Consider the following 26163-nt stretch of genomic DNA (forward strand, 5'->3'; position numbering starts at 1 on the left):
GGGGATTCGCGCGCCACGGCCGCGAAGCAGAAGAAAGACGAGGAGGGTGCCATGAGCGTTCCCGCTGGATGGTACGACGACGGCTCAGGGCGCCAGCGCTGGTGGGACGGCGAGAAGTGGACGGAGCACTTCGCTCCCGAGGCGGATGCCGCCGCGCAGCCGGGACAGGCGGGTGACGCTTCCGCTGATGTCGACACCGACGCCACCGTGCGCCGGGACGACGTCCCGCAGTTCGGCGACGCGTCGCCGTCGGCGTCGACCCCCGAGACCCCGGCGTTCTCCGCTCCCGAGACACCCACCTATTCCGCTCCGGAGGCAGCCGCGGCGGACGCGCCCGCGTACGCCGCCCCGGAGGCTCCCGCCTACGCCGCCCCCGCTTACGCCGCACCGGCCGCCTACCCGGGCGCCGACGCGCAGCAGCAGCCGTACGGCGCGCCGGGCTACCCGACGCCCGGGCAGCCCGGCGTCGACCCGAACGCGCCGAAGAAGCAGCCCATCCTCGGCTACATCGGCCTGGGCCTCGCGGTCGTGGGCACCATCCTGGCCTGCATCCCGCCGATCATCTCCGGTGTCGGGTTCTTCCTGCTGTTCGCGGCGTTCGTCGTCTCGATCGTCGCGCTGTTCATGAAGTTCACCGTGAAGTGGCCGGCGATCGCCGGCCTCGTGCTGTCCATCGTCGGCGGCATCCTTGGCGTCGTGCTTTCGGTGGTGTTCTTCGTCAACCTCGCCAACGACGCGATCGGCGAGCTGCCCACCGACTTCCCGAGCTCCAGCGCGATCGAGTCGGACGAGCCGGCCGACGAGACCGAGGGCTCCACCGACCCGGCTGGTCGCCCCAGCCCGGAGGAGATCACCGCCGGCTTCCTGATCGTGATGCACGACTCCGGCGTGACCGACTACGACGACCCGGCCGTGTCCGCGTGCATCGGTCAGGAGATGTACGACTCCGACCTGAGCAACGAGACGCTCACGACCATCGCCGCCGGTGAGGACGTCTACGAGCCGGCAGACGAGGTGAAGCACCTCACCGAGGTCACGACCGACGCCATCCTCGCCTGCTACCAGGGCTGACCCTACGGCAACGACACAGAACCCCCGGGAGCGCGACTCCCGGGGGTTCTCTCGTCAGTGGTGGCGGCCGTGCGGGGCGCTCCCGATCACTCCTCCTGCTTGCGCTTGCGCCAGCGGATGCCGGCCGAGATGAAACCGTCCAGGTCGCCGTCGAACACGCTGGCGGGGTTGCCGGACTCGTGCCCGGTGCGCAGGTCCTTGACGAGCTGCTGGCCGTACAGGAAGTAGGAGCGCATCTGGTCGCCCCAGCTCGCGGTGATGTTCCCGGCGAGCTCCTTCTTCTTCGCGGCTTCCTCCTCCTTCTGCAGCAGCAGCAGGCGGGTCTGCAGCACGCGCATCGCGGCAGCGCGGTTCTGGATCTGCGACTTCTCGTTCTGCATGGACACGACGATGCCGGTGGGAAGGTGTGTGATCCGCACCGCCGAGTCGGTGGTGTTCACCGACTGGCCGCCGGGACCCGACGAGCGGAACACGTCGACGCGGATGTCGCCCTCGGGGATGTCCACCTCGGTGGCCTCCTCCATGAGCGGGATGACCTCGACCGCGGCGAACGAGGTCTGCCGCTTGTCGGCGGAGCCGAACGGGCTGATCCGGGCCAGCCGGTGGGTGCCCGCCTCGACGGACAGCGTGCCGAACGCGTACGGCGCGTCGATCTCGAAGGTCGCCGACTTGATGCCGGCGCCCTCCGCGTACGAGGTGTCCATCACCTTGACGGGGTAGTTGTGCTGCTCGGCCCAGCGCAGGTACATGCGCATGAGCATCTCGGCGAAGTCGGTGGCGTCGTCGCCGCCGGCGCCGGAGCGGATCGTGATGATCGCGGCGCGGTCGTCGTACTCGCCGTCCAGCAGCGTCTGCACCTCGAGCTGGTTGATGGTCTCTGTCAGCGAGGCGAGCTCGGCCCGCGCTTCGGCGGCGGAGTCGTCGTCCTGCATCTCGTTGGCGAGGCCGACGAGCACCTCGAGGTCGTCGAGTCGGCGCTCGACTTCGGTGACCCGCTTGAGCTCGGCCTGCTTGTGGCTGAGGGCGCTGGTGACCTTCTGCGCCTTCTCGGGGTCGTCCCAGAGATCCGGCGCGCCGGCCTCCTCGCTGAGGCGCGCGATGTCATCGCGCAGGGAGTTCACGTCGACGACCTCGCGGATGTCGCCGAATGTCTGTCGCAGGGCCTGGATGTCGGCGGAGAGATCGAGTTCGAACATGGCAGTTCAGCCTATCGCGCCTGGCGTGTCGCCTCGCGCCGCGGTTGCCGGGCACGGCACGGGTGCGCGGTAGCGTGGTGACCGTGACGAGCAGCGCGGCGACGATCCTGAGGCGATTCGGTCCGATGGTGTACGCGCCGACCGTGCTGTTCTCGCTCGGTGAGGGCGCGGTGGTGCCGCTCATCCCCGTACTGGCCACTCGGCTCGGTGCCGACGTCGCGGGGGCCGCGCTGGTGGCATCCGCTCTCGTCGTGGGTCAGCTGTGCGGCAACATCCCCGCGGGCTGGCTGGTCGCGAAGATCGGCGAGCGGTTCACCATGACGATCGCGGGGCTGGTGACGATGCTCGCCGCCCTCGCCGCGCTGGTCGCGACGTCGCTCGGCGTGTTCGCGGCGGCCGTGTTCGTCATCGGGTTCTGCGCGGCGGCGTTCGGTCTCGCCCGGCACGCCTTCATGACCACCCGGGTGCCTCCGCACGTGCGGGCGCGAGCGCTGTCGCTGCTGGGCGGCAGCTTCCGTCTGGGCATGTTCGTCGGCCCGTTCGTGTCGGCGGCCCTGATCCGCCTGACTGGCAGCGAACTGTCGTCGATCTGGTTCCTGCTGGGCTGCCTGGGCGTGATGGTGCTGCTGGTGCTGTTCGGGCCGGACCCCGAGAAGCGGGTGCCCGCGATCACCAAGCCGACCGGCGCCGCACTCGCCGAGGACTCCGGCGAACCCGTCACCGGGTCGATCCCGAGGGTGGGCGGCGGCGTGCTGCGCACCATGTGGGAGTACCGCGGCGTGCTGGCCCGCGTCGGGTTGTCGGCGGCCTGCCTGTCGGCGGTGCGCTCGGCCCGCCAGGTCGTGCTGCCGCTGTGGGGGGTCTCGCTCGGACTGGACTCCGAGACGATCGCGCTGGTGATCGGCGTCTCGGGTGCGATCGATTTCGCGCTGTTCTACGCATCCGGGCAGGTGATGGACCGATTCGGGCGGCTGTGGGCGGCGCTCCCGGCGATGCTGCTCATGGGGGCCGGGTTCCTCGGCCTGTCGGTCACCCACGACCTCGACGCGGCCACACTGTGGTTCGGACTGCTGGCCGGTGTGCTCGGGGTCGGCAACGGGCTCTCCAGCGGCATCCTGCTCACCCTCGGTGCGGATCTCGCGCCGGAGCAGGAGCCTGCGACGTTCCTCGGCTCGTGGCGGACGCTGACGGATGCCGGTGGCGCGGTCGCCCCGCTCATCGTTTCGGCGATCACGGCGGCCGCCTCCCTGCCGTTCGCCGCGGCAGCGATGGGCGCGATCGCCCTGCTGGGCGCGGGCGGGTTCCTGCGCTGGGTTCCGCGGCACGTGCCGAGGCGGGACGACTGATCCCGCCCTCAGCGGAGGGCCGTGCGGCTGGTCGCGGTGGCCTCGAGCGGCACGCCGTCGGGGACGAACGCCGACACGAGGGGCGGATGCCAGGTCGCGGCGACCGTGACCCGCGCGGAGACCCCGTCGGGTGTGCCGGCGGCGATGAGCTCAGCATTGCGGGCGACGGCGGTCACGACCGCGGCGGCCTGTTCGCGAACCCCGGCGTCGGTCAGCTGCGCGCGCACGTTCGCGCCGTCGGCCTCGAGCGTGAACCCGTCCGCTCCGGCGAGCGCGGCGGCGTCGGCGAGCGAGTCCAGTCGCTTCTGGGCGATGTAGAGGTCGGTAGCGCAGACGCACACGAACAGCACCGCGATCGCGAGCAGGACGTAGCCGAGGATGAGCGGCAGGATGCTGCCGTCGTCGTCCTCCGTCCACAGCGCGCGGAGCCGGTTCATCCGCTCCCCCACAGGCGCGACACCTTCTGCGCCGACTGCGCCTCGACCGGGATCGCCGCGATGCGGTCCAGACCGAACAGCGGCGGAAGGAACGGCAGCGACACCCGGGTGCGGACCGTGACGATGACGGTCGCGCCCGCATCAGGGCATCGCCCGCGTGCCGGCACACAGTTCATCGCCATGTCGACGCTGTCGGCATCCATGCCGTATTCGCGGATCACGCTGGCCATCACCGCGTCTCCCCGACGGGCCGCGGTCTCGGCATCCGGCGCCTGTCCGATCACCCGCGCGGTGTGGCGTGCGGCTGCCTCGGCGCCGAGCGTCTGCTCCTGCAGGGCGCCGAGCGTCAGCAGGAGATAGACCAGCGGCACCAGCAGGAGCAGACCGACGACGATGAACTCGAGCGCGGCGGATCCCTCCTCATTCCTCACCCAGCGATTCGACGGGGGCACGCGCATCCACCTCCAACCCGTACGGCACACCGATGAGACCCAGCACCGGCAGCGTGGTGCGCACGCGGACGACGACGCTGGGGTGACCGAGGGCGGTGTCCTCGCCGATGCTCACGTCTTCGGCGAATTCCGGCCCGATCGCTCGCGAGATGACCTGCCGGGTGCGCAGTGCCCCCTCCTCGTGGGTGGTGTCGGCGAGCGCCGCGTAGTGCGCGCCCTCCGCCGCCGCGTCGTGCACGACGTTGCGGACGTAGATCGCGAACGCGACCTGCAGGACGGCCAGCGTGAGCGCGGTCAGCAGCGTCCCGACGAGCACGAACTCGACGGGACTGGAGCCGCGCTCGTCCCCGAGCACCGCGGGCCACCGCATCACGCCCCTCGATCGTCAGATGCCGGAGACGCGGGAGATCGCCTGCTCGAACAGGTCGACGAGCGCGGGACCCGCGACCGCCCAGATGACGACCACCAGGGCGGCGGTCATCAGCGTCACGAGCACCCACCCCGGCACGTCGCCGCGTTCGTCCTCGGCGAGGGCGCGGGCGGTGCGGAACCAGCTGCTGATCGTCGACATGGTGACTCCTTGATCGGGGCTCAGCCGAGGCCGAGCCGGAGGATGAACAGGCCTGGGTAGACCGCGAACAGAACGCTAAGCGGCAGGATGAGGAAGACGAGCGGGAGGAGCATGAGGATCTCCTTGTGCCCGGCCTGCTCGATGAGGATGCGCTTGGCCTCGTCTCGCGCATCCGCCGCCTGGGCGTGCAGCACCGCGGCGAGTGGGGCGCCGTGCTCGAGCGCTGCGACGATCTGATCCACCGCCCGGGTGAGGCCGGGCAGCTGCAGGCGCGTGGCGGTCTCACCGAGCGCGTCGGCCAACGGAGACCCGGTGTGCACGGCGAGCACCGTCTGCCGCAGCTCCTCGGTGAGCTCACCGGTGCCGATCGCGGAGACCCGTCGCAGCGCATCGAGCAGGGACTCCCCCGCGGACAGGCACAGTGCCAGGAACTCCAGCGTCGTCGGCAGCTCGTCGGCCAGCCGCGCGCGCCGCGCCTTCCCACGTGCCGTGAGGTTCATGTCATAGCCGATCGCCCCGGCCGCGCCCGCGAACACCGGCAGCAGCACGGCGGGCGCGCTGAGCCGCCCCGCCAGCGCGAGAACGACCACGAGCAGGGCGCCGGCGAGCAGGCCGCCGATGCCGAAAGCCAGCTGCCGTCCTCGGAAGGCTGCCGGCGACAGCGGGCTCCCGGCCTGCGCGAGCCGCAGCCGCAGTGCGTCGCCGCCGCCCAGCATCCGCTCGAACCCGCCGCGCAGTCGTTCCCAGATCCGCATCCCCTGCACCGGAAGGGCACCGACGGTGGGGAGGATGCCGGCGGGGAGCAGCTCGTCCGGGACGACGTCGCGCACGTAGGGCGCTATGCGCCGATCCAGCGGCAGTGCACCCCAGCGCGGGAGGGCGGACAGGATGCCGAGCACGCCGGCGGCGAACGCTCCGCCGAGCAGCACCGCGAATGCGGCATCCGTCACGACGCTCATCCGAACCACCTCTCAGGTTCCGGCAGACGTCCGATCCGGAGCATGATCCGGTACGCGACCACCGACACCACCGCGCCGACGATGATCACGACCATCCCCTCCGGGCTGGCGTACGCCTCCCGCCCTTCGGGTCGCAGCGCCAGGAGGGCGAGGATCACCCACGGGGCGATGGCGCCGAGCACCGCTGCCCCGCGGATCCACGACTGCCGTGCTTCCACCTCGCCGCGCAGCGCGGCATCCGACCGCACGGAGGAGGACAGGGCGCGCAGCACGCTGGTCAGCTCGGTGCCGCCGACCTGCCGGGCCATGCGCAGGGTCTCCAGAATGCGGTCGGCGATCGGGTCGGCGAGCGTGCTCTTCAACCGATCCAGGCTGCTCTCGAACCGACCCGTCGCCCGCAGGTCGCGCGCGAACACCGCGAACGCCGGCCGTACGGCGGGCGGGGCGGAGTCGGCGAGGCTCGCCACCGCGTCGGGCAGCGACAGTCCGACGCGGATCGCGGCGACGAGCAGGTCGCACACGTCCGGCCACAGCTGCCGGCGCGCCTTGCGCAGCCGCAACCGGCGTCCGCGCAGATGCAGCACAGGAGCCGCCGCACCGCCCACGGCGGCGAGCAGCGCGAGCACCGGGATGCCGGTGAGAAGCCAGACCAGGGCGGCAGCCACCAGCGCGCTCGTCACCATGACCACCACGACCGTGCGTGCCGAGGCGCGCGAGTACCCCGCCTCGCCCAGCAGCCGTGCCAGGCGTCCCTGGCGGCGGGGCCGCTCCGCGCGATCGCGCTGCGGCCAGAGCCACGGCGACCCGCAGAGCAGCAGGCCGGTTCCGAGCAGGACGCCGAGCAGCAGCGTCATGCCCCCGCCTCCCGCCGGTACACCGGGCGGCTGAGGATGCGGCCGTCGGCGACCTCGCCCGTCGGTGCGATCACCTCCACGACCCGCCGGGAGCCGTCGGCCTCTCGCGCACAGTGCACCACGTACGAGATGGATCCGGCGAGCGCCGGTGCGATGAAGGCGCGATCGATGTTGCGACCGGCCAGCAGCGGGAGAAGTGCCAGCTTCTCGAGTGCCTCGGCGGCGGAGTTGGCGTGCACCGTGCCGGCGGCCGGCACGCCGGTGTTGAGGGCGAGCACGAGGTCGAGGGCCTCGGCGTCACGAACCTCCCCCACGACCAGCCGTTCGGGTCGCATGCGCAACGCCTCTTTGACCAGTCGCCGCAGGGTGATCTCACCGGTGCCCTCCAGGCTGGCCTGCCGGCCCTGCAGTGCGACGACGTCAGGACCGTCCACGGCGAGCTCGAACGTCTCCTCGACCGTGATGATGCGCTGCCGGTCGGCGCACGAGGCGAGCAGTGCACCGAGCAGAGTGGTCTTCCCGGCGTGCGTGGCACCGGAGACGATGATGCTCTTGCCGTCGAGAAGAGAGCGGTGCAGCAGCTCGGCGACGTCGGCGGGAACCGAGCCCTGCTCGACGAGGGACGCCAGGGTGCGGTGCTGCGGCAGGAACTTGCGGATGTTAACCGCCCACGAGCCGCGCACCACGTCGGCGATCGCGACGTGAAGACGCGAGCCGTCGGGCAGGGAGGCGTCGACGAACGGCTGGCTGATGTCGACTCGGCGGCCGGTGGACTGCAGCATCCGCTCGACGAGGTCGCGGACGATGGCATCCGTCAGCCGCAGGTCGAGCCGCTCTGTCACGCCGCCGCGGGCGACGAAGATGCGATCAGGTCCGTTCAGCCAGATCTCCTCGATCTCGGGATCGTCGAGCAGCGGCTGCAGGGCGCCGAAGCCGGAGACCGACGCGAGCACGTCGCGGACGAGCGCCGCCTCGTCATCGATGAGAGTGTCGCCGCGCTGCAGCGCCAGGTCGTTGTGCCGGCGCACCTCGATCTGCGCGATGCGCCGCGCCTCGTCGGGCTGCGCGGCCGGATCGGTGTTCTCCAGACGCAGACGTCTCCGCACGCGCTCGGCGACGAGGACGGACGGATCACTCACGCCGGCATCATGGCAGATCGGCGGAACACGGCGCGGAAGTTATCCACAGCCGGCATCGGCCCACAAGCCGCCGGAGATTCGCGGCTGGGACGCAGGCACCGCTCACTAGACTGAAACGCGTTGCGCGGGAGTGGTGGAATTGGCAGACACGCAGGATTTAGGTTCCTGTGCCTCACGGCGTGTGGGTTCAAGTCCCACCTTCCGCACGAGTGCTGATGACGCGGTCCGCAGGGCCGCGTCAGCAGCGCCAGCCTTTCCATACCGCCGACCACTGACCGACGGGACATCATGCTTCACACCGCACTGCAGGCGCCGACCGCGCTGATCCCCTGGCTCGACCCGGCGACCATCATCGGCGCGGCAGGTCCCTGGGCGCTGCTCGTGGTCTGCTTCATCGTCTTCGCCGAGACCGGTCTGCTGGTCGGGTTCCTGCTGCCCGGCGACACGCTGCTCGTGATCGCCGGCCTGCTGTCGCACTCGCAGCCGTATGCCGTGAACGGCGTGTTCGGCATCAGCGTCTGGTGGGTGGCGCTGCTGATCGGCCTGTCGGCCTTCGTCGGCGGAGAGGTCGGCTACCTGATCGGCCACAAGGGCGGCCCTGCGGTCTTCGAGCGCAAGGAATCCGGGCTGTTCAGCCGGAAGAACGTCGAGCGCACGAACCACTTCTTCGAGCGGTTCGGCGGCATCACGATCATCCTCGCCCGGTTCGTGCCGATCGTCCGCACGTTCGCGCCGGTCGCGGCCGGCGTCGGGCACATGCACAAGGGCAAGTACACGCTCTACAACCTGATCGGCGCGGTGCTGTGGGGCTTCGGGCTGACGATGTTCGGCTACGTGATCGGCTTCATCCCGCCGGTCGCGGAGTTCGTGGAGCAGTACATCGACCTCATCCTGCTCGCCGCGGTCGGCGGCACCGCCCTGGTCACCGTGTGGCACTACCTCGTCGAGCGGCACAAGGCGAAGAAGGCCGCCGCGCTGGGCGCGGACGTCGACACGGATGCCGGAGAGGCGCGCGAACTCGCCCTCGACCCCGAAGTGTTCGAGCGGGCCCCCGACCTGGACGGCGACGGTAAGCACTGATCCCCACGCCCTCCTCAGGGACCCAAGACACGAAGCAGGTCAGCCGGCCTTCTTCTTGGCGGGTGCCTTCTTCTTGGCGGGGCTCTTCGGCTCGGCATCCTTCGTGTCAGCGCCCTTCGAGCGCGACGCCTTCGACTTCTCGACGCTGGCGCGCAGCGCCTCCATCAGGTCGATGACCTCGCCGCCCTTCGTCTCGCCCTCCTCGGCGAACGCGTCGGACACATCGAAGCCCTCTCCGGCCTCGATCTTGGCGTCGATGAGCGTGCGCAGCTCCTTCTGGTACTCGTCGACGTACTCGTCGGGGTCGAAGTCGCTGGAGTAGCTGTCCACCAGCGACGCCGACAGCTCGAGTTCCTTCTTGCTGATCTTCACGTCCTCGTCCAGTGACGGGAACGACGCCTCGCGCACCTCGTCCGACCACAGCAGCGTCTGCAGCACCAGCACGTCGCCGCGCACCCGCAGGGCGGCGAGCCGGGTCTTCTGCCGCAACGTGAACCGCACGATCGCGGTGCGGTCGGTCTGCTCGAGGGTCTTCCGCAGCAGCACGTACGCCTTAGGCGACTTCGAGTCGGGCTCGAGGTAGTACGCCTTGTCGAGCGTGAGCAGGTCGACCTGCTCGGTGGGCACGAACTCGACCACGTCGATCTCGCGGCTCTTCTCGGCGGGAAGGGAGGCGAGATCCTCCTTGGTGAGCACGATGCTCTGCCCGTCGTCGACGTACGCGCGGTCGATGTCGGCGTACGCGACGGTCTCGCCGCACACCTCGCAGGTGCGCTGGTAGCGGATGCGTCCGCCGTCCTTGTCGTGCACCTGATGCAGCGGCACGTCGTGGTCCTCGGTCGCCGAGTACACCTTCACGGGCACGTTCACGAGCCCGAAGGTGAGTGCGCCCTTCCAGATGCTTCTCATCACACCAGTACACACCAGCACCAGCAGGCGGGGCCAGGGGGTTGCGCCGCTCCCGGGGGACTCCCATTACTCTTGCGGCATGGCGACGAGCGGGCAGCTGGTGCAGATCGGTGGCCGCCGCCTGCGCGTGACCAACCTCGACAAGATCGTGTACCCCGAGACGGGCACCACGAAGGGCGAGGTGATCGCGTACTACTCGCAGATCGCACCGGTCATGCTCCCCCACCTGCGCGGCCGGCCGGTGACCCGCAAACGCTGGGTGGACGGCGTCGGCACCGACGACGCCCCCGGCGACAGCTTCTTCGCGAAGCAGCTCGAGCAGGGCACGCCCGACTGGGTACGACGGATGCCGATCGAGCACTCCGACGGCCCGAAGGAGTATCCCCTCATCGAGGACGTCCCGACGCTGGTGTGGTTCGCCCAGCTCGCCGCGCTCGAGCTGCACGTTCCGCAGTGGCGGTTCACGGCATCCGGCGGGCGAGGCCGGCCCGACCGCCTCGTGATCGACCTCGACCCCGGCCCGGGTGTGGGACTCGCCCAGTGCGCCGAGATCGCGCTCGTCGCCCGCGACATCCTCACTGGCATGGGCCTGGAGCCGATGCCGGTCACCAGCGGCAGCAAGGGCATCCACCTGTACACCCGACTGCCCACCGCCGACGACGGCACCGGCCTGCAGACCAGCGACGAGGTGTCGGCCGTCGCGAAGGAGCTGGCGCGGCTGATCGAGGCCGACCACCCCGACCTCGCGACGCACACGATGGCGAAGTCGGCCCGCGGCGGCAAGGTGTTCATCGACTGGAGCCAGAACAGCGCGTCGAAGACGACCATCGCGCCGTACTCGCTGCGCGGCCGCGCTCAGCCGCGCGTGGCCGCGCCGCGGACCTGGGACGAGCTCACGGACCCCGACCTGCGACACCTCGACTTCCACGAGGTGCTGGAACGGGTGGATGCCGGAATCGACCCGTTCGCGCCGCTCGCTCCCCCGGAACCGGCCCTGGCTTCCTACCTCACCAAGCGCGACGCCGCGAAGACTCCGGAACCCATGCCGCGAACGGCATCCGTCGCGGCGGCAGGCGATCCGCGGTTCGTGATCCAGGAGCACCACGCCAGCCGTCTGCACTACGACCTGCGCATCGAGCGCGACGGCGTGCTGATCAGCTGGGCGGTGCCGAAGGGTGTCCCCGAGGCGCCCGACCGCAACCATCTCGCGGTGATGACTGAACCGCACCCGCTGGAGTACCTCACGTTCGAGGGCGAGATCCCGAAGGGCGAGTACGGCGCCGGGTCCATGACCGTGTGGGACACCGGCACGGTGGCCCTGGAGAAGTGGCGCGACGACGAGGTCATCGGCACCTTCACCGGCCGCCCCGGGGGACGTCTGGGGTCGGTGCGGCTGGCGCTGATCCGCACCGAGGGCAGCGGCGAGAAGTCTCAGTGGCTGCTGCACCGGATGAAAGAGCCGATCCCGCACGCCGCCCCTGAGCCCGCAACCCGACCCCGCAAGGCGACCGCCGGCGCGCCCAGAAGCGAGCCGGAGAGGACGACCCCGCCGGCCACCGGCATCCGGCCGATGCTGTCGGAGAACGGCACGCCGGGACTCGCCCTCGCCCTGGGCGACCCGCCGTGGGTGGAGATCAAGTGGGACGGCGTGCGGGCGATCGGCACGTGGCGCGACGGGCGGATGACGTTGCATGCCCGCAGCGGCACGGACATCACCGCGCGCTACCCCGAGATCGCCGCCGACGGCGCACCGCACCTCCCCGCATCGGATGCCGTCGTCGACGGCGAGATCGTCGCGTTCGACGCGTCAGGGCGGCCGAGCTTCTCCCGGCTGCAGGAGCGGATGCACCTCGGCAAGCCCCGCGAGATCGAGCGGGAAGCGGTGCGCAACCCGGTCGCGTACATGCTGTTCGACCTGCTGCACCTGGACGGGCACGACCTGACCCGCATGCCGCTACGACAGCGTCGCGAGCTGCTCGAGCGGGTCGCCGGCGACCTCGGCGGAGTCCTGCAGGTGCCGCCGGTGCTCGACGACCTCGACGCCGCGCTGGCGATGACCCGCGAGCACGGCCTGGAGGGGGTCGTGGTGAAGGATCCCGAGTCGGCGTACCGGCCCGGCGTCCGCTCGTCGTCGTGGCTGAAGCTGAAGATCACGCACACCCAGGACGCGGTGATCGTCGGCATCCGCCCCGGAAGTGGTAATCGCACGGGCACCATCGGGTCGCTGCTGCTGGCAGTGCCGGATGCAGACGGCGCCCTGCGCTACATCGGCAAGGTGGGCACCGGGTTCACCGACAGGGTGCTGCGCGACCTGACCGCGCAGCTCGAACCGCTGCGCACCGACGCGCCGGCCGTGGAGGGCGTGCCGAGACCGGAGGCGCGCGACGCCCAGTGGGTGCGGCCGGAGCTGGTCGGCGAGGTGGAGTTCGGCGAGTGGACGCCGGCCGGCATCCTGCGCCATCCGCGGTGGCGTGGCCTACGGCCGGACAAGTCCCCCGCCGAGGTGCGGCGCGAACCCTGACCGGTCGTCAGGCGTGGGCGGCCTCGCACCGGTCGGGGCCAGCGGGTTCCAGCTGGAACGTGGAGTGCTCCACGTCGAAGTGATCGGCCAGGCACGCCTGCAGGTCGCGCAGCAGGACGGCCGAGCGTCCGTCGGCGAACACCGCCTGCTCGACCGCGACGTGCGCGGTGAACACCGGAGCACCGCGGGTGAGCTGCCACACGTGCACGTCGTGCACCCCCACCACGCCCGGGTACCCCTCCAGGTGGGAGCGGATCTCGCTCACCGCGGTGCCCTTCGGCGCCGACTCGGCGAGCACCGAGAACACCTCCCGCAGCAGCGAGACGGCGCGTGGCAGGATCATCGCCGCGATGATCAGCGAGGCGATCGCGTCCGCCGGCATCCATCCGGTGGTCATGATCACGATCGCGGCGGCGATGACGAACAGCGAGCCGATCAGGTCGCCCATCACCTCGAGGTATGCCCCGCGCACGTTGATGCTGTTCTTCTGCGCGGCGCTGAGCAGCCACATCGAGAACCCGTTGGCGAGCATGCCGACGACGGCGACGACGAGCATGAGCGTGCCGGCGACCTCCACCTCGCCCGGGTCGAGGAGGCGGCTGATGCCCTGCACGGCGACGATCGCCGTGAGGGCGATGAGCACGACCGCGTTGATGAGGGCGCCGAACACCTCCGCGCGCTGATAGCCGAACGTGCGCCGGTCGTCGGCGGGGCGCGCGGCGACGATGCTGGCGAGCAGCGCGATGACCAGCGCGGACGAGTCGGTGAGCATGTGCGCCGCGTCGGCGAGCAAGGCGATCGAGCCCGAGAGCACAGCCCCGACGACCTGCACGAGCATCACGGTCGCCGTGAGCACCAGCGAGATGGTCAGCAGCCTCCGGCTGCCGACCCCTCGAATGCCGTGGGCGTGCGCGTGATCGTGCATGAATCCAGGCTAGGCCGGTGCCGACGACACCCGGCGCGTGCCGCGCTAGTCGGGAACGGTAACGATTCTCAGTGCCGGTTCACAGTTCGGCGAGCAGCGGGACCAGCGCCGCGAACGCCCGAGCCCGGTGCGAGTCGGCCTGCTTCTCCTCGGGGGTGTATTCGCCGACGGTGCGCTCGAAACCGGCGGGCTGGCCGTCCGGGATGAAGATCGGGTCGTAGCCGAAGCCGCCCTCCCCCGCCGGGGCGTGGGCGAGCCGGCCCGGCCAGATCCCCTCGACGACGCGCTCGTGCCCGTCGGGGGTCACCAGGGCGATCGTGGAGTGGAACTGGGCGGTGCGGTGCGGGTCGGGGACATCGCGCAGCTGGTCCAGCAGCAGCTCCAGGTTCGCTCCGGCATCCTTGTGCTGCCCGGCCCAGTACGCCGAGAAGACGCCGGGCGACCCGCCCAGCACGTCGACGCGGATACCGGAGTCGTCAGCGAGCGCGGGCAGGCCGGTGTGCTTTGCGGCGGCCCGCGCCTTGATCAGCGCGTTCTCGGCGAAGGTGACGCCGTCCTCGACGGGCTCGGGGCCGTCGTAACCGACCACCTCGAGATCCGGTCGGGTGGACGCCACGATCTGCTGGAACTCGGCGACCTTGTGCGGGTTGTGCGTGGCGAGGACGATCCTCATACGGTCTCCGCCGAAGCCTGGGCCTCTGAGCCCGTCGACGGGCCGGCAGAAAGGCCTGTCGACGGGTCGAGCGCGGCCAGCTGCCGCTCGCGGAGCGTCGCGCAGCCGGCGACGCCCAGGTCGAGCAGGGCATCCAGCTCGCGCTTGTCGAACGGGGCGCCCTCGGCGGTTCCCTGGACCTCCACGAACAGTCCCCGGCCGGTGACGACGACGTTCATGTCGGTCTCGGCGCGGACGTCCTCGACATATGCGAGATCGAGCATGGGTTCGCCGTCGATGATCCCGACCGAGACGGCGGCGACCGAATCGAGCAGCGGCTTGGCGTTCTTCCCGATGAACTTCTTCTCGCGGCCCCACTCGATCGCGTCCGCGAGCGCCACGTACGCGCCGGTGATCGCGGCGGTGCGCGTGCCGCCGTCGGCCTGCAGCACGTCGCAGTCGATGACGATGGTGTTCTCGCCGAGCGCCTTGGTGTCGACGACCGCGCGCAGGGCCCGCCCGATGAGGCGGGAGATCTCGTGGGTGCGCCCGCCGATGCGGCCCTTGACGCTCTCCCGGTCGTTGCGGCTGTTCGTGGCGCGGGGCAGCATCGCATACTCGGCGGTCACCCAGCCCTTGCCCTTGCCCGTCAGCCACCGCGGGACGCCGTTCGTGAACGACGCGGTGCACAGCACCTTCGTGCCCCCGAAGCTGATCAGTGCCGACCCCTCGGCGTGCTGCGACCATCCCCGCTCGATCGTGACCTCGCGGAGTTGGTCGGTGGCGCGGCCGTCGGCCCGGACGATGTCTGACATGGATGTCCTCACTGTGTGGGTGGTCAGGCCCGGTCGGCCGGGCGCAGGTCTGAGAGCGTGATCGCGCCGGTCTGCACGAGCTGTACGTCTCGTACCTCGCGACCCATCAGCCGGTTGGCGAGGGCGGTGAACTCGTCGGCGGACTCGCCGGTCGCCTCGTACACGTAGCCGGCGACCGCGTCCGCCGGGGCGAGCAGGTCGCGGCGGACGAGCTGCCGGTACACGTCTGCCGCGGTCTCGTCGTCGCTGGAGACGAGCGTCACACCGTCCCCCATCACGTAACTGATCGCGCCGCGCAGGAAAGGGTAGTGCGTGCATCCCAGCACGAGGGTGTCGACTCCGGCATCCCGCAGCGGCGCGAGGTAGTCCTCGGCGACCGCCAGCACCTCCGGGGTGCCGGTGATGCCCGCCTCGACGAACTCGACGAACCGCGGGCAGGCGGCCGTGAACACCTCGAGCCGCTCGTTCACCTCGAGCATGTCCTGGTAGGCGCGCGACGCGATGGTGCCGACCGTGCCGATCACGCCGATCCGGCCGTTGCGGGTGGTCGAGACGGCGCGCCGCACGGCGGGGCCGATCACCTCGACGACGGGGACGTCGTAGCGCTCCCGGGCGTCGCGCAGCATGGCGGCGGATGCCGTATTGCACGCGATCACGAGCATCTTCACGCCCTGCTCGACGAGCGTGTCGAGCACCTCGAGGCCGTACCGCCGCACGTCGGCGATCGGCTTCGGCCCGTACGGCGAGTGGGCGGTGTCACCGATGTAGACCAGCGACTCCTGCGGCAGCTGCGCCCGGATCGCCCTGGCGACCGTGAGCCCGCCGACCCCGGAGTCGAAGATGCCGATCGGCGCGTCGTTCATGATCACCCAGCCTACTCGGGGCGCTGCGAGGCGTGCGCCGCCAGCACCCGTCGCAGGTGCCCTCCCGCCGCCTCGAGGGCCGCCCGCGCCTCGTCGGCGTCCGCTCCGGTGAGCACGATCGCGATCGCGAGCTTCACCGACCCGTCCGCCGCGGCGAGCGCCCGTGCCGCTTCGTCGGGCTCGCACCCGGTGGCGTGCATGACCGTGCGCACGGCGCGCACCCGCAGCTTCTCGTTGGTGGCCTGCACGTCGACCATGAGATTGCCGTACACCTTGCCGGACTGCACCATCGCAAGGGTGGACAGCGTGTTCAGCACCAGCTTCTGGGCGGTGCCGGCCTTCAGCCGGGTGGAGCCGGCGACCGCCTCTGGTCCGACCACCACCTCGATCGGCGCGTCCGCCTCGGCCGACACCTCCGCCGGGCTGTTGCAGGCGATGCTCACGGTGAAGGCGCCGCGTTCCCGGGCGGCATGCAGCGCCCCGATGACGTACGGGGTGCGGCCGGATGCCGTCAGCCCGACCATCACATCGTCCGGCCCCAGCTTCACCGCCTCCGCGGCACCCGCCGCGACGTCGTCCTCCGCGTTCTCGACCGCGTTGCGCAGTGCATGGTCGCCACCGGCGATGACCCCGGTCACCAGCGACGGGTCGGTGCCGAACGTGGGCGGGATCTCACTGGCATCCAGCACGCCCATGCGACCCGCCGTGCCGGCGCCGATGTAGACCAGCCGGCCGCCGCGGGCCAGGCGGGCGACGATGCCGTCAACGGCACGGGCGATGCTGTCGCGCTGGGCGGCCACGGCCTGCGCCGCGACCACGCCCTGCTCGGCCATCAGCGCGACCTGTGCACCGGTGTCGAGCAGGTCGAGGTCCGCGAAGGCGGGGTCCACGCGTTCGGTCGACAGGGTTCCGAGGGTCCGCCGAAGCTGTTCGTCGGTCATCTCACGCTCCCAGGAGTGCGCGTCGGGCCGCTTGCGCGGCGAGGAGGCTGGCGGCGCGGACCTCGATGAGGGCACCGGGGTGCGGCGTCGTGGCGGGGAGCCCGACGTTGACGGTGATGATGTCCGGCTGCGCCGAGCGGATGCCGTCGAGCACCGCCCGCTGCGGGGAGTCGTCGTCCACGCGATCGGCGAGCAGCACGGCCTGGCCTTGACGGGCACGCTCCGCGGCGCGCACGATGTCCGCCTCCGCGGCGGTGGCGGCGTCGAGACGCACGATCTCCCCGCCGGCGGCGAGCGCAACGGCGACGTGCGAGGCCGCGCTGTCGACCGCGAGGGTGGAGGCGCGGCGCACGTCGATGACGGTCGTGGGCTCGTCGCGGAGTGCGGGGAGGTCGCCGTGCACGGTGACCGCACGATCGGCGATCGTGGCGGCGTCGAGCGACACTGCATCCGGTGTCCGGCGGGAGCGCACCGCCGCCGACAGCCGACGCACCCGCGCGGCGGCCTCCTCGACCCGCTCCCTGGGCAGGCTGCCGTCGCGGAGCGCCTCGACGACGGCATCCCGCACCGAGCGGTAGTCGTCCTCGTCCTGGTTCGGCAGCATCGCCGCGCCCGGGTTGGTCGGGTTGCCGATGCAGAGCAGGTCGGCGCCCGCGGTGAGGGCCTGCACCGCTCCCCCGCCCAGGCCGACGGTCTCTCGGATCGCGGCCATGTCCAGGGCGTCGGTGATGATGACGCCGTCGAACCCGGCTGCGCGCAGGCCACCGAGCACCTTCGGGTTCAGGGTGGCCGGGGCCTCGCCCCAGCTCGGCGCGCAGATGTGGGCCGTCATGATCGAGTGCACACCGGCGGCTATCGCCGCGTGGAAGGGCGGCAGGTGCACGGCGGCGATCTCGTCGGACGTGAGCGTGAGCCGCGGCAGGTCGTGGTGCGAGTCGAGGTGGGTGTCGCCGTGTCCGGGATAGTGCTTGGCGCAGGCGGCGAGGCCGGCGTCCTGGATGCCGCGCACCGCCGCCTGCACGTGCCGCGAGACGAGTTCGGTGTCGGAGCCGAACGCGCGCACCCCGATAACCGGGTTGCGCGGGTCGGTGTTGACGTCGGCGACCGGCGCGATCACCAGGTCCGCGCCGATCGCGTCGACGCGGCGGGCGATCTCGTAGCCGGTGGCGCGGGTCGCCTCGAGGTCGTCGACGGCGCCCAGCTGTGCGGCGCCGGGAAGCGTGGATCCCGTCTCGGTCTCCAGGCGGGTGACGCTGCCGCCCTCCTCGTCGATCCCGATCAGCGCCGTCGGGGAGAGCCGGTGGATCTCGGCGCTCAGCGCCGCGGTGTCGCCGTGCAGGTTCTGTCCGAAGTACACCACGCCGGCCAGACCGTGCTCCAGGGCATCCGCGAGCCACGGCGAGACGGAGGTGCCGAGGAAGCCCGGCCACAGCACGCTGTTGGCCAGTCGGATCAGCTCGTCGTCGCCGGTCATCGGGCGGTCCTCTTCTCTGCGCGGCTCTGCGGGGATGCGCCGGAGGTCGACCCGGCGCTGACCAGTATTGCGGATGCCGGTCGCGGGCACGATCCGGCCCGTCGTTACACTGAGCGGATGAGCTCCGCGTTCCTCACCGACCGCTACGAACTGACCATGCTGGCCGCCTCGCTGCGCGACGGGACGGCGCACCGCCCGAGCGTCTTCGAGCTCTTCTCGCGCCGACTGTCCGGCGGGCGCCGGTTCGGTGTGGTCGCCGGGACGGGGCGTTTGCTGTCGCTGCTGCGCGACTTCCGGTTCGGCGAGGACGAGCTGCGCTACCTGCGCGACAACGACGTGGTGGATGCCGAAGCGATCCGCTATCTCGAGGACTACCGCTTCCGCGGGACGATCCGCGGCTATCGGGAGGGTGAGCTGTACTTCCCCGGCTCCCCCATCCTCACCGTCGAGGGCACCTTCGCGGATGCCGTCGTGCTGGAGACCCTCGCCCTGAGCGTGCTGAACCACGACTCGGCGGTGGCGACCGCGGCGTCGCGGATGAGCATCGCGGCGGGCGAGCGCCCGCTGGCGGAGATGGGCTCCCGCCGCGCCGCCGAGCACTCGGCCGTCGCCGCCGCCCGCGCTGCGTACATCGCCGGGTTCGGCGCGACCAGCAACCTGGAAGCAGGGCGACTGTGGGGCATCCCCACGATGGGCACCGCGGCGCACTCCTGGACGCTGCTGCACGACTCCGAGGAGGACGCCTTCCGCGCCCAGGTCGACAGCCTGGGCACCGGCACGACGCTGCTGGTCGACACCTACGACATCCGCACCGGGGTGGAGACCGCGATCAGGGTGGCCGGCACGGGCCTGGGCGGGGTGCGGATCGATTCCGGTGACCTGCCGATCGTGGCGGCCGAGGTGCGCGCGCAGCTCGACGAACTCGGCGCCACCGGCACCAAGATCACCGTGACAAGCGACCTCGACGAGTACGCGATCGCCGCCCTCGCCGCGTCGCCGGTCGACGCGTACGGCGTGGGCACCTCGGTCGTCACCGGCTCCGGGTATCCGACGGCCAGCATGGTCTACAAGCTGGTGGCCCGTAAGGATGCCGCCGGCGGCTGGGTCGCCGTCGCGAAGGCGTCGACCGACAAGGGTTCCAAGGGGGGCCGCAAAGCGGCGTTCCGTGCCCTCGAGGACGGCGTCGCCGTGGCGGAGCGCGTGGCCGTGTCGGATGGCTTCGAAGAGGTCGACACCCCCGCCGAGCATCCGGGGGCCAGGCCGCTGCAGGTGGTGCTCGTGCAGGACGGCGAGATCGACAGCTCCTGGGAGGGGCCGGCGGGCACGCAGGCCGCCCGCGCGCATCACCTCACGGTGCGCGAGGAGCTTCCCGTGCGCGCCCTGGCGCTCAGCAAGTCCGACCCCGCCATCCCGACCGAGTTCGTGGATGCGGTCTGAGGTCGGGCGGTCGGCGGTCCGGCGGTCCGAGGTCGGGGGTCAGCCGACCATGCTCTCGTAGATCTCCTTGCAGGTCGGGCAGATCGGGAACTTCTCCGGGTCGCGGCCCGGTGTCCACTTCTTGCCGCACAGTGCCCGGACCGGCTTTCCGGTGATCGCCGACTCGAGGATCTTGTCCTTCTTCACGTAGTGCGAGAAGCGCTCGTGGTCGCCGGGCTCGAGGTTCTCCTCGCGGAGCAGTTCTTCGAGCTCGCGATCAAGTGTTGCCACGCCACCCTGATCGGGGCTGTCCAGCGGAGTACTCATCCCGCGATTCTAGTCCTCGCAGACGCGTCTCAGGTCGTCTCCGCGAACTCCATCAGCCGCTCACCGCTGCGCTCGAAGATGCGTCCGCCGAGGGCCGTTCCGCCCGCGAACACGACGGCACCGGCCGCCAGCCCGACCCAGAACGCGGCCGGCGCGTGCCGGTCGCCTTCGACGACGGTCAGGACGAACAGCCAGATCGTCGGGATGCTGAGCACGATCGCTCCAACGAACGTGCCGGCCGCGCCGGACGATCCGTGCGCGGACGAGCGCTGCGGCTGCTGGAACGGGCTGTCACCGGGCCGTGAGACGGCGTAGGGCGCCACGACCGACGCGATGCTCGACAGCCCGAGCCCGGCGAAGAGCAGGCTCGCTGCGAGGCCGATGAGCGGCAGCAGGAGATGCCAGTCGCCGACGACGGCGAGCGTCACCGAGACGGACACGGCGAGCACCGGTACGGCCACCAGCAGCACGGGCACGAGCCGGCCGAGCCGGTCGGGCAGGCCGCGCATGCCGCTCGCCACGTGGATCCACACCGCGGTCGAGTCGTAGGCGACGTCGTTGTGCGGCAGCCAGCCGAAGAACAGCGCCATGAGCGGCACGGGTACCAGCGCGGCGATCTCGAGCGGCACGCCCGCCACCATCAGCGGGAACACGGTGAGCACGCCGGCGATGGGGACGACGATGACGTTCACGATGTACCGCCGGTCGCGGAGCCAGTAGACCAGGCTGCGCGCGGCGACCGCGCCGAACGCGTTGGCGGGAAGCGGCCCGAACCAGCCGAGGCCGGAGCGCTCGCGGGCCGCCACCGGGCGCTCGGTCGTCGTCAGCATCCGCCGTACCAGGTATGCCCAGAGCGCGCCCAGGCCGGCGATCATGAGGACGGCCACGATCCCGCTCCCCCACGCGGCGGTCGTGTCGCCGCGCGCCGCGTGGAACAGCAGCGCCTGGGGTGCCGCGAGCGGGCTGAAGCCGGCGAGCGTGGCCGCCGTGGCGACGGCCGGGGGGACGTTGCCGGCCCACTCCACCGAGGCGAAGTACGCCGCGACGGGGAAGGCGATCACGATCACGGGGAGGGTGACCAGCACGGTGAGCTCGCGCGAGCGACGCTCCGGCAGGAGGATGGCGCTGATCGCCATGCCGATCCGCGAGACCAGGGTGGCCGACAGCACCCCGCACAGGCAACCGGCGGCGGCGAGGGGCCAGGAGACGCCGTCGCGCACCGCGACGACGGCGACGCAGGCGGCGACGGCGATGAGCGCGAAACTGGGGACGCTCACCAGGGACGCGAGGGCGAGGATCCACGGCATCCGCCGCTCGTCCACGCCGAACGGCGCGAACCGTCGCGGGTCGAGCTGGTCGCCGGTGCCGGTCAGCATCGGCCCGATCAGGAAGGCGAGGAACGTCGCGGCAGCGCCCAGGACGATCACAGCGGACTGCGTGGGCAGCGGGCTGCCGCTGAGACCGAGGACGGCGTGGCAGACCATCGCCGTCACGACGCCGACGGCGACGAATGCCAGGCCGTTGCGCACCGGATGCTCCCCGCGGACCGCCCCCGCCAGCAGCGCGAGCCTCAGTCGGAGAACGTGTGCAACCACTCGAGCCCCTCCACTTCCCCGGACGAGCCGGAGAGCTCCACGAACCGCGCTTCGAGCGTCTGGCCCGCGCGCACCTCGTCGATGGTGCCCTCGGCGAGCACCTCGCCGCCGACGATCACGGCGACGCGTGAGCAGACGCGCTCGACCAGGTCCATGCCGTGACTGGACAGGATGACCGTCCCGCCGTGCGCGACATAGGAGCGCAGGATGTCGAGGATCACGCCGGACGAGACCGGGTCGACGGCTTCGAAGGGCTCGTCGAGCACGAGCACGCGGGGCGAATGGATCATGGCGCCGGCGAGCATGAGCTTCTTGGTCATGCCCGCCGAGTAGTCCGAGACCACACGGCTGAGCGCCTCGGTCAGGTCGAACGCACGAGCGAGGTCGGCGGCGCGCTTTTCGATGACCGCACGATCGAGGCCGCGCAGCTGCCCGTAGTAGTAGAGGAGCTGCCGGCCGGTGAGCCGGTCGAAGGTGCGCAGCCGGTCGGGCAGCACGCCCATCATCTTCTTGGCCGCCAGGGGCTTGGCGCGCTGGTCGATGCCGCTGATGTGCACCGTGCCCGCGTCCGGGCGCAGCAGACCGGCGATGATCGACAGGGTCGTCGTCTTGCCGGCGCCGTTCGGGCCGACGAGCCCGTAGAACGAGCCGGCCGGCACGGTGAGATCCACGCCGTCGACGGCGCGAGTGTCGCCGAAGCGCTTGACGAGCCCGCGGATCCGCACCGCGTCGTCGCGTGTGGTGGCGGAGGGTGTGTCGAGCGGAGAGGCCGCCGATGTATCGGCGGCGGGGCTGTCGACCGCGGGGGTGTCGACCGCGGGATCGGATGCCGTCGCCGAAGCATCTGGCGCCTCGAGGCCGGGGAGCGTCGGCGCGTCGGCGGCCGGCTCCGGCGTCGTTTCGGGCGCGACGCGAGCAGCGTCGTCGACGGACTCGTCGGGTGTGGTGACCACGACGGGAAGCGCAACCGCAGCGGTGCGCGGCGGGCGTGCCTCGGCGGCCTCCGGGGCGCTGTTGGAGGCCGCGACCCGGGGCCGGCGAGGCTCCTCGGTCTCGGCGGGGGCGAGGTTCGCGGCAGTCGCGGTGCGCGGTGCAGTCGTCTTCTTCGCGGATGCTCGAGGGGCGCTCTTCTTCTTCGTCGCCGGCGTCGGAGCGTCGGATGCGTCCGGGGCGGCGCGCAGCGGCGCGTCCGTGTCGGCCGCGGAGGCGTCCGCCGCGGCGCCCTTCTTCACCGTGCGCGGCTTCGACGCCGTAGGGCGGGGCGCCGACGCCTTCTTCCTGGCCTTCGGTGCGGGGGCCGGCTGCTCCGCGGCATCCTGTGATGCCACGGCGTTCTCGGTTGCCTTCTCGGCAGCGGCCTGCTCAGCAGCGACCTTCTCCGCCGCAGCGCGCTCCGCGGCGGCCTTCTTCTCAGCAGCCGCCTTCGCCGCGGCGGTCTTCGCTGCGGCCGTCTTGGCGGCAGTCGACTTCGCAGCGGCCGATTTCGACGAGGCCTTCTCGGCCGCGGTGCGCGTCGCTGCGGCCTTGACGGCGGCCGTGCGAGCCGCACTCGTCGTGCTGGCGCGCTTGGTGGCGGCCGCCTTGGTGGCGGTGGTCGAGGCGGCGGCCTTCTTCGCCGCTGCGGCCTTGGAAGCGTCCGCGTCGACGGCGGGCTTGGCCGTGCGCTTGGCGGTGGACGTCCTGGCGGTCGCGCTCTTCGTCGTCGCGCTCTTCGCAGAGGCGCTCTTCGTGGTCGAGTCCGTCGACGCGCTCTTCGTCGCGCGCGGCTTCGCCGGGGTCTTCCTGGTCGTCGTGGAGCGCGGCGCGGCGGCCTTCTTCTCGTCCGTCGTGGCGTCCACGGGGTCGTCAGCGGAATCGAGAGAAGCAGTCACGCCCACTACGGTATCAACCCTCCCTGACAGCCCGGAGGCCGCACGACCCGCCGGATTCCGGGCAGCGGAAAGCCTGAGTATCGGGTGTGCACCTGATCACGAAACAGCAACGGAGCGCAACCCCCAACGGGATTCCCAGGTGCCATCGATAACATGGCGACGGCACGAAGAGGTGTCTCGTCGATGAATCGACAGTGAACACAAATCTTTTAGGAGAGATCGTGACCCTTCAGACCGTCATCCTCGCCGCTGGTATGGGCTCCCGGCTGGGACGCGCCCTGCCCAAGCCGCTCACCGAACTCGCCGACGGCCGCACGATCATGCAGCAGCAGCACGACAACATCCGTGCCGTGTTCGGCGACGACGCCCGCATCACCACGGTGGTCGGCTACCGCGCCGAGACCATCATCGAGGCCTTCCCGAACGCGAAGTACGTGCACAACGAGCGTTACGACGTCACGAACACGTCCAAGAGCCTGCTGCGCGCTCTGTCGGTGACCGGCAAGGGGGGCGTGCTGTGGATGAACGGCGACGTCGTGTTCGACCCGCGCATCCTCGGCCGTGCCATCGAGTTCATCGAGCGCGACCAGTCGTTCGTGACCGTCAACACCTCCAAGGTGAGCGACGAAGAGGTCAAGTACACGGTCACCGCCGAGGGCTACATCAAGGAGCTGTCGAAGACGGTCAAGGGCGGCCTCGGTGAGGCCGTGGGCATCAACTACATCTCGGCGGCGGACAAGAAGGCGTTCATGCGCCAGCTGCAGCGCGTCGACGACCAGGATTACTTCGAGCGCGGTCTCGAGCTGGCGATCGCCGAGGACGGCCTGCTGCTCGAGCCGATGGACGTCTCCGACCTGTACGCGGTCGAGATCGACTTCGCAGAGGACCTCGAGCGGGCCAACCTGTTCGTCTGATCCTCGCGTCCGAGAGCCCGGTCCCTGGTGGGGCCGGGCTCTCGGTGTTTACGCGGACGGCATGCATAGGATCACGTCATGGGCGAGAAGGTGCACAAGATCCATTCGCTTCCCGACGACGCGCCGTGGGACTCGCGTGTCCCGCCGGTCGGCTCCGCGGAGCATCCGCTGGCCGTGCGCGGTCTGGATCGGGTGCTGTCGATCCAGCGCCCGCTGGTGGTGGCGCACATCCGCAGCATCCGTCTTCGTCACCCCTCCGCGACGCCCGCCGAGATCGTGCGGATCCTCGAGAACCGCTATCTCGCCGCCGTGACCACTGGCGGTGCCGCGGTCGGCGCGACCGCCGTGGTCCCAGGGATCGGCACGGGCGTGACGTTGGCACTGTCGGGGGTGGAGACCGCCGGGTTCATGGAGGCGACTGCGCTGTTCGCTCAGTCGATCGCCGAAGTGCACGGCATCACGATCGACAACCCCGAGCGCGCGCGGGCGCTCGTCATGACCCTGATGCTCGGCAAGGAGGGCGTCGATCTCGTCTCCCAGCTCGCCAAGCAGGCCACTGGCAAGGGCATGGCCCGGTCGGCGTACTGGGGCGAAACGATCACCAAGTCGCTCCCCCGCGCGGCGATCGGTCCGATCGTCGACCGTCTCAAGTCAGCGTTCCTCCATCAGCTCGCCACGCGCGGCAGCGCGTCGGTGGTCGGCAAGGCGCTGCCGTTCGGTGTCGGGGCCGTGATCGGCGGAACTGGGAACCATCTGCTCGGACGCCGCGTGCTCACCACCTCGCGCCGCGCCTTCGGAGCCCCTCCCCCCGTGTTCCCGGCTGAACTGGAGCCGCCGGCCGGGTCGGAACGAATGGAGCGGCGGATGCTGGACGGCGTACGCGCGGTCGGCGAAGGCGTCGCGGGTGCCGCGGGCTCAGTCGGCCGCGGGATCGGACAAGGCGTCGCGGGTGCCGCCGGCTCAGTCGGCCGCGGGATCGGTGCGGTCGGACGTAAGGCCGGCGGGATGCTGCGCCGCAAGCGCGACGGCGATTCGCCCTCCACAGACGAGCACTGACGACCGGTCCTCCACAGCGTGCGGCGCGGCGGCGCCGAGGCGGCTCTCCGCGTCGGCGGACGTTCCTAGCGTGTCGGCATGCTCCTTCCCATCGGGCCAGACACCCCTCCTCCTACCGCCGCCTATCTCGTCCCGTGGTTGATCGTCCGCGACGACCGCGCACACCCGGGGGTCGTCAACATCGGGCGTGACCCGGTCGATTTCGTGAGGGTGTTCCATCACACCCTCGAGGCCGCCGTGGTCACCGAGCTGTGGGGGCAGATGCTCCCGGGCGAGCGCGTCGACCTGTGCCTGTGCGACGCGGACGTCGACGACGTGGTCGTGACGCTGGCATGGTTTCGCCAGGCCGACGGTCTGGAGTACGTCTGGCGCTTCGTCGTGTGACCGGAGCCGGCCGCGCCGGTCGTCGACCGACCCGGTCTCCCGGTCGTTGAGCGAGGACGCGCTGAGCGCGCCCGAGACGAAACGCGTCGGCCCCGTTTCCGGTCGTTGAGCGAGCACCGCCGCAGGCGGCGCGAGACGAAACGCGTCGCGTGCTGCCGGGTGTTCGATCCCAGTCGCGTCGGGCGCTCGACCGGACACCCCGGGGCGGTTCAGAAGGGTGCGTCGATCTGCGGTGGTGGGGTGGCCCAGACGTGGTCGCGCCATGCTTGTTCGTGCGGCGGGGGTGGGTCGGTGTCGGTGAAGGTGACGGTGTTCTGCGCGGGTGGGCGGTCGATGTAGACCCGTCCGGTGGGGCTGGTCCATTCCAGCAGCCCGCCCCCGAGCTGGGTGACATG

Annotated in this window: 26 protein-coding genes, 1 tRNA gene and 1 pseudogene; 9 read left to right on the forward strand and 19 right to left on the reverse strand. The window is 71.1% G+C overall.

Annotated elements, in window-relative coordinates; genetic code table 11:
* Positions 1 to 51 precede the first annotated feature (51 nt).
* Positions 52 to 1071, forward strand: a complete 1020-nt coding sequence (locus RIF65_RS14550; protein WP_309066978.1) for a DUF2510 domain-containing protein — start codon at positions 52 to 54, stop codon at positions 1069 to 1071.
* 86 nt (positions 1072 to 1157) lie between these two features.
* Here the strand turns inward: RIF65_RS14550 and prfB are convergent, their stop codons facing one another.
* Positions 1158 to 2267 carry a peptide chain release factor 2 gene (gene prfB, locus RIF65_RS14555; RefSeq protein WP_309066979.1) on the reverse strand — a complete coding sequence of 370 codons (1110 nt, stop codon included), beginning with the start codon at positions 2265 to 2267 and terminating at the stop codon, positions 1158 to 1160.
* Positions 2268 to 2392: 125 nt separating this feature from the next.
* Here prfB and RIF65_RS14560 point away from each other — a divergent pair, with 125 nt between their 5' ends.
* The gene (locus tag RIF65_RS14560) at positions 2393 to 3613 is read left to right on the forward strand and encodes an MFS transporter (RefSeq protein WP_309067004.1); all 1221 of its coding nucleotides are present in this window, start codon (positions 2393 to 2395) and stop codon (positions 3611 to 3613) included.
* Between the two features lie 8 nt (positions 3614 to 3621).
* On the opposite strand, the gene RIF65_RS14565 is transcribed toward RIF65_RS14560, so the two are convergent.
* From RIF65_RS14565 to RIF65_RS14595, 7 genes are read right to left on the reverse strand one after another with little or no spacing between them, the layout of a single operon-like run.
* Positions 3622 to 4050 carry a pilus assembly protein TadG-related protein gene (locus tag RIF65_RS14565; RefSeq protein ID WP_309066980.1) on the reverse strand — a complete coding sequence of 143 codons (429 nt, stop codon included), beginning with the start codon at positions 4048 to 4050 and terminating at the stop codon, positions 3622 to 3624.
* Positions 4047 to 4481: a TadE family protein gene (locus RIF65_RS14570; RefSeq protein WP_309066981.1), complete on the reverse strand. Its 435-nt coding sequence runs from the start codon at positions 4479 to 4481 to the stop codon at positions 4047 to 4049. Before RIF65_RS14570 ends, RIF65_RS14565 begins: the two co-directional genes overlap by 4 nt.
* Positions 4471 to 4872: a TadE/TadG family type IV pilus assembly protein gene (locus RIF65_RS14575; RefSeq protein ID WP_309066982.1), complete on the reverse strand. Its 402-nt coding sequence runs from the start codon at positions 4870 to 4872 to the stop codon at positions 4471 to 4473. The genes RIF65_RS14570 and RIF65_RS14575 overlap by 11 nt, the downstream gene beginning before the upstream one ends.
* A 15-nt stretch (positions 4873 to 4887) precedes the next feature.
* Positions 4888 to 5073, reverse strand: coding sequence for a hypothetical protein (locus RIF65_RS14580; RefSeq protein WP_309066983.1), 186 nt, complete (start codon positions 5071 to 5073; stop codon positions 4888 to 4890).
* 20 nt (positions 5074 to 5093) lie between these two features.
* Positions 5094 to 6032, reverse strand: a complete 939-nt coding sequence (locus tag RIF65_RS14585) for a type II secretion system F family protein (protein WP_309066984.1) — start codon at positions 6030 to 6032, stop codon at positions 5094 to 5096.
* Positions 6029 to 6886 carry a type II secretion system F family protein gene (locus tag RIF65_RS14590; RefSeq protein ID WP_309066985.1) on the reverse strand — a complete coding sequence of 286 codons (858 nt, stop codon included), beginning with the start codon at positions 6884 to 6886 and terminating at the stop codon, positions 6029 to 6031. The genes RIF65_RS14585 and RIF65_RS14590 overlap by 4 nt, the downstream gene beginning before the upstream one ends.
* Complete coding sequence (locus tag RIF65_RS14595) at positions 6883 to 8025, reverse strand: CpaF family protein (RefSeq protein ID WP_309066986.1); 1143 nt, start codon at positions 8023 to 8025, stop codon at positions 6883 to 6885. Before RIF65_RS14595 ends, RIF65_RS14590 begins: the two co-directional genes overlap by 4 nt.
* Before the next feature lie 124 nt (positions 8026 to 8149).
* Here RIF65_RS14595 and RIF65_RS14600 point away from each other — a divergent pair.
* Both RIF65_RS14600 and RIF65_RS14605 read left to right on the forward strand, forming a co-directional pair.
* Positions 8150 to 8231: transfer RNA gene (locus RIF65_RS14600), tRNA-Leu, on the forward strand.
* Positions 8232 to 8313: 82 nt separating this feature from the next.
* Positions 8314 to 9105 carry a DedA family protein gene (locus RIF65_RS14605; protein ID WP_309066987.1) on the forward strand — a complete coding sequence of 264 codons (792 nt, stop codon included), beginning with the start codon at positions 8314 to 8316 and terminating at the stop codon, positions 9103 to 9105.
* Between the two features lie 39 nt (positions 9106 to 9144).
* On the opposite strand, the gene ku is transcribed toward RIF65_RS14605, so the two are convergent.
* Positions 9145 to 10014: a non-homologous end joining protein Ku gene (ku, locus tag RIF65_RS14610; RefSeq protein WP_309066988.1), complete on the reverse strand. Its 870-nt coding sequence runs from the start codon at positions 10012 to 10014 to the stop codon at positions 9145 to 9147.
* Positions 10015 to 10093: 79 nt separating this feature from the next.
* On the opposite strand from ku, the gene RIF65_RS14615 reads away from it, so the two are divergent.
* Positions 10094 to 12535: an ATP-dependent DNA ligase gene (locus RIF65_RS14615; RefSeq protein WP_309066989.1), complete on the forward strand. Its 2442-nt coding sequence runs from the start codon at positions 10094 to 10096 to the stop codon at positions 12533 to 12535.
* A gap of 7 nt (positions 12536 to 12542) precedes the next feature.
* Here the strand turns inward: RIF65_RS14615 and RIF65_RS14620 are convergent, their stop codons facing one another.
* The 6 genes from RIF65_RS14620 to RIF65_RS14645 form a co-directional block, all read right to left on the reverse strand.
* On the reverse strand, positions 12543 to 13460 hold the full coding sequence (locus RIF65_RS14620) for a cation diffusion facilitator family transporter (protein ID WP_309066990.1): 918 nt from the start codon (positions 13458 to 13460) through the stop codon (positions 12543 to 12545).
* Between the two features lie 79 nt (positions 13461 to 13539).
* The gene (gene rdgB, locus RIF65_RS14625) at positions 13540 to 14133 is read right to left on the reverse strand and encodes an RdgB/HAM1 family non-canonical purine NTP pyrophosphatase (protein WP_309066991.1); all 594 of its coding nucleotides are present in this window, start codon (positions 14131 to 14133) and stop codon (positions 13540 to 13542) included.
* On the reverse strand, positions 14130 to 14927 hold the full coding sequence (gene rph / locus RIF65_RS14630) for a ribonuclease PH (RefSeq protein WP_309066992.1): 798 nt from the start codon (positions 14925 to 14927) through the stop codon (positions 14130 to 14132). The genes rdgB and rph overlap by 4 nt, the downstream gene beginning before the upstream one ends.
* 23 nt (positions 14928 to 14950) lie before the next feature.
* A complete protein-coding gene (gene murI / locus RIF65_RS14635; protein ID WP_309066993.1) occupies positions 14951 to 15790 on the reverse strand; it encodes a glutamate racemase in 840 nt (279 codons plus the stop codon).
* A gap of 11 nt (positions 15791 to 15801) precedes the next feature.
* Positions 15802 to 16731: an N-acetylmuramic acid 6-phosphate etherase gene (murQ, locus tag RIF65_RS14640; RefSeq protein WP_309066994.1), complete on the reverse strand. Its 930-nt coding sequence runs from the start codon at positions 16729 to 16731 to the stop codon at positions 15802 to 15804.
* 1 nt (position 16732) lies between these two features.
* The gene (locus RIF65_RS14645; RefSeq protein WP_309066995.1) at positions 16733 to 18295 is read right to left on the reverse strand and encodes a glycoside hydrolase family 3 protein; all 1563 of its coding nucleotides are present in this window, start codon (positions 18293 to 18295) and stop codon (positions 16733 to 16735) included.
* A 27-nt stretch (positions 18296 to 18322) separates the two neighbouring features.
* Between RIF65_RS14645 and RIF65_RS14650 the strand changes: the two genes are divergently transcribed.
* A complete protein-coding gene (locus RIF65_RS14650) occupies positions 18323 to 19642 on the forward strand; it encodes a nicotinate phosphoribosyltransferase (RefSeq protein ID WP_309066996.1) in 1320 nt (439 codons plus the stop codon).
* Positions 19643 to 19681: 39 nt separating this feature from the next.
* On the opposite strand, the gene RIF65_RS14655 is transcribed toward RIF65_RS14650, so the two are convergent.
* From RIF65_RS14655 to RIF65_RS14665, 3 genes are read right to left on the reverse strand one after another with little or no spacing between them, the layout of a single operon-like run.
* A complete protein-coding gene (locus RIF65_RS14655) occupies positions 19682 to 19948 on the reverse strand; it encodes a DUF3039 domain-containing protein (protein ID WP_028503536.1) in 267 nt (88 codons plus the stop codon).
* 29 nt (positions 19949 to 19977) lie between these two features.
* Entirely contained in the window at positions 19978 to 21543 is a 1566-nt protein-coding gene (locus tag RIF65_RS14660; protein ID WP_309066997.1) for a hypothetical protein, read from the reverse strand.
* A complete protein-coding gene (locus RIF65_RS14665; RefSeq protein WP_309066998.1) occupies positions 21519 to 23414 on the reverse strand; it encodes an ATP-binding cassette domain-containing protein in 1896 nt (631 codons plus the stop codon). Before RIF65_RS14665 ends, RIF65_RS14660 begins: the two co-directional genes overlap by 25 nt.
* A gap of 221 nt (positions 23415 to 23635) precedes the next feature.
* Here RIF65_RS14665 and RIF65_RS14670 point away from each other — a divergent pair, with 221 nt between their 5' ends.
* The 3 genes from RIF65_RS14670 to RIF65_RS14680 all read left to right on the forward strand — a co-directional run bounded on the left by RIF65_RS14670 (position 23636) and on the right by RIF65_RS14680 (position 25768).
* Positions 23636 to 24328: a phosphocholine cytidylyltransferase family protein gene (locus RIF65_RS14670; RefSeq protein WP_309066999.1), complete on the forward strand. Its 693-nt coding sequence runs from the start codon at positions 23636 to 23638 to the stop codon at positions 24326 to 24328.
* A 78-nt stretch (positions 24329 to 24406) separates the two neighbouring features.
* On the forward strand, positions 24407 to 25384 hold the full coding sequence (locus RIF65_RS14675) for a hypothetical protein (RefSeq protein WP_309067000.1): 978 nt from the start codon (positions 24407 to 24409) through the stop codon (positions 25382 to 25384).
* Between the two features lie 78 nt (positions 25385 to 25462).
* Positions 25463 to 25768, forward strand: a complete 306-nt coding sequence (locus RIF65_RS14680) for a hypothetical protein (RefSeq protein ID WP_309067001.1) — start codon at positions 25463 to 25465, stop codon at positions 25766 to 25768.
* A 209-nt stretch (positions 25769 to 25977) separates the two neighbouring features.
* Here the strand turns inward: RIF65_RS14680 and RIF65_RS14685 are convergent.
* Positions 25978 to 26163, reverse strand: a pseudogene (locus tag RIF65_RS14685) (hypothetical protein); the annotation flags it as partial.

Origin of the sequence: Microbacterium sp. (assembly GCF_031180975.1) — a bacterium.
Classification (GTDB): Bacteria; Actinomycetota; Actinomycetes; order Actinomycetales; family Microbacteriaceae; genus Microbacterium.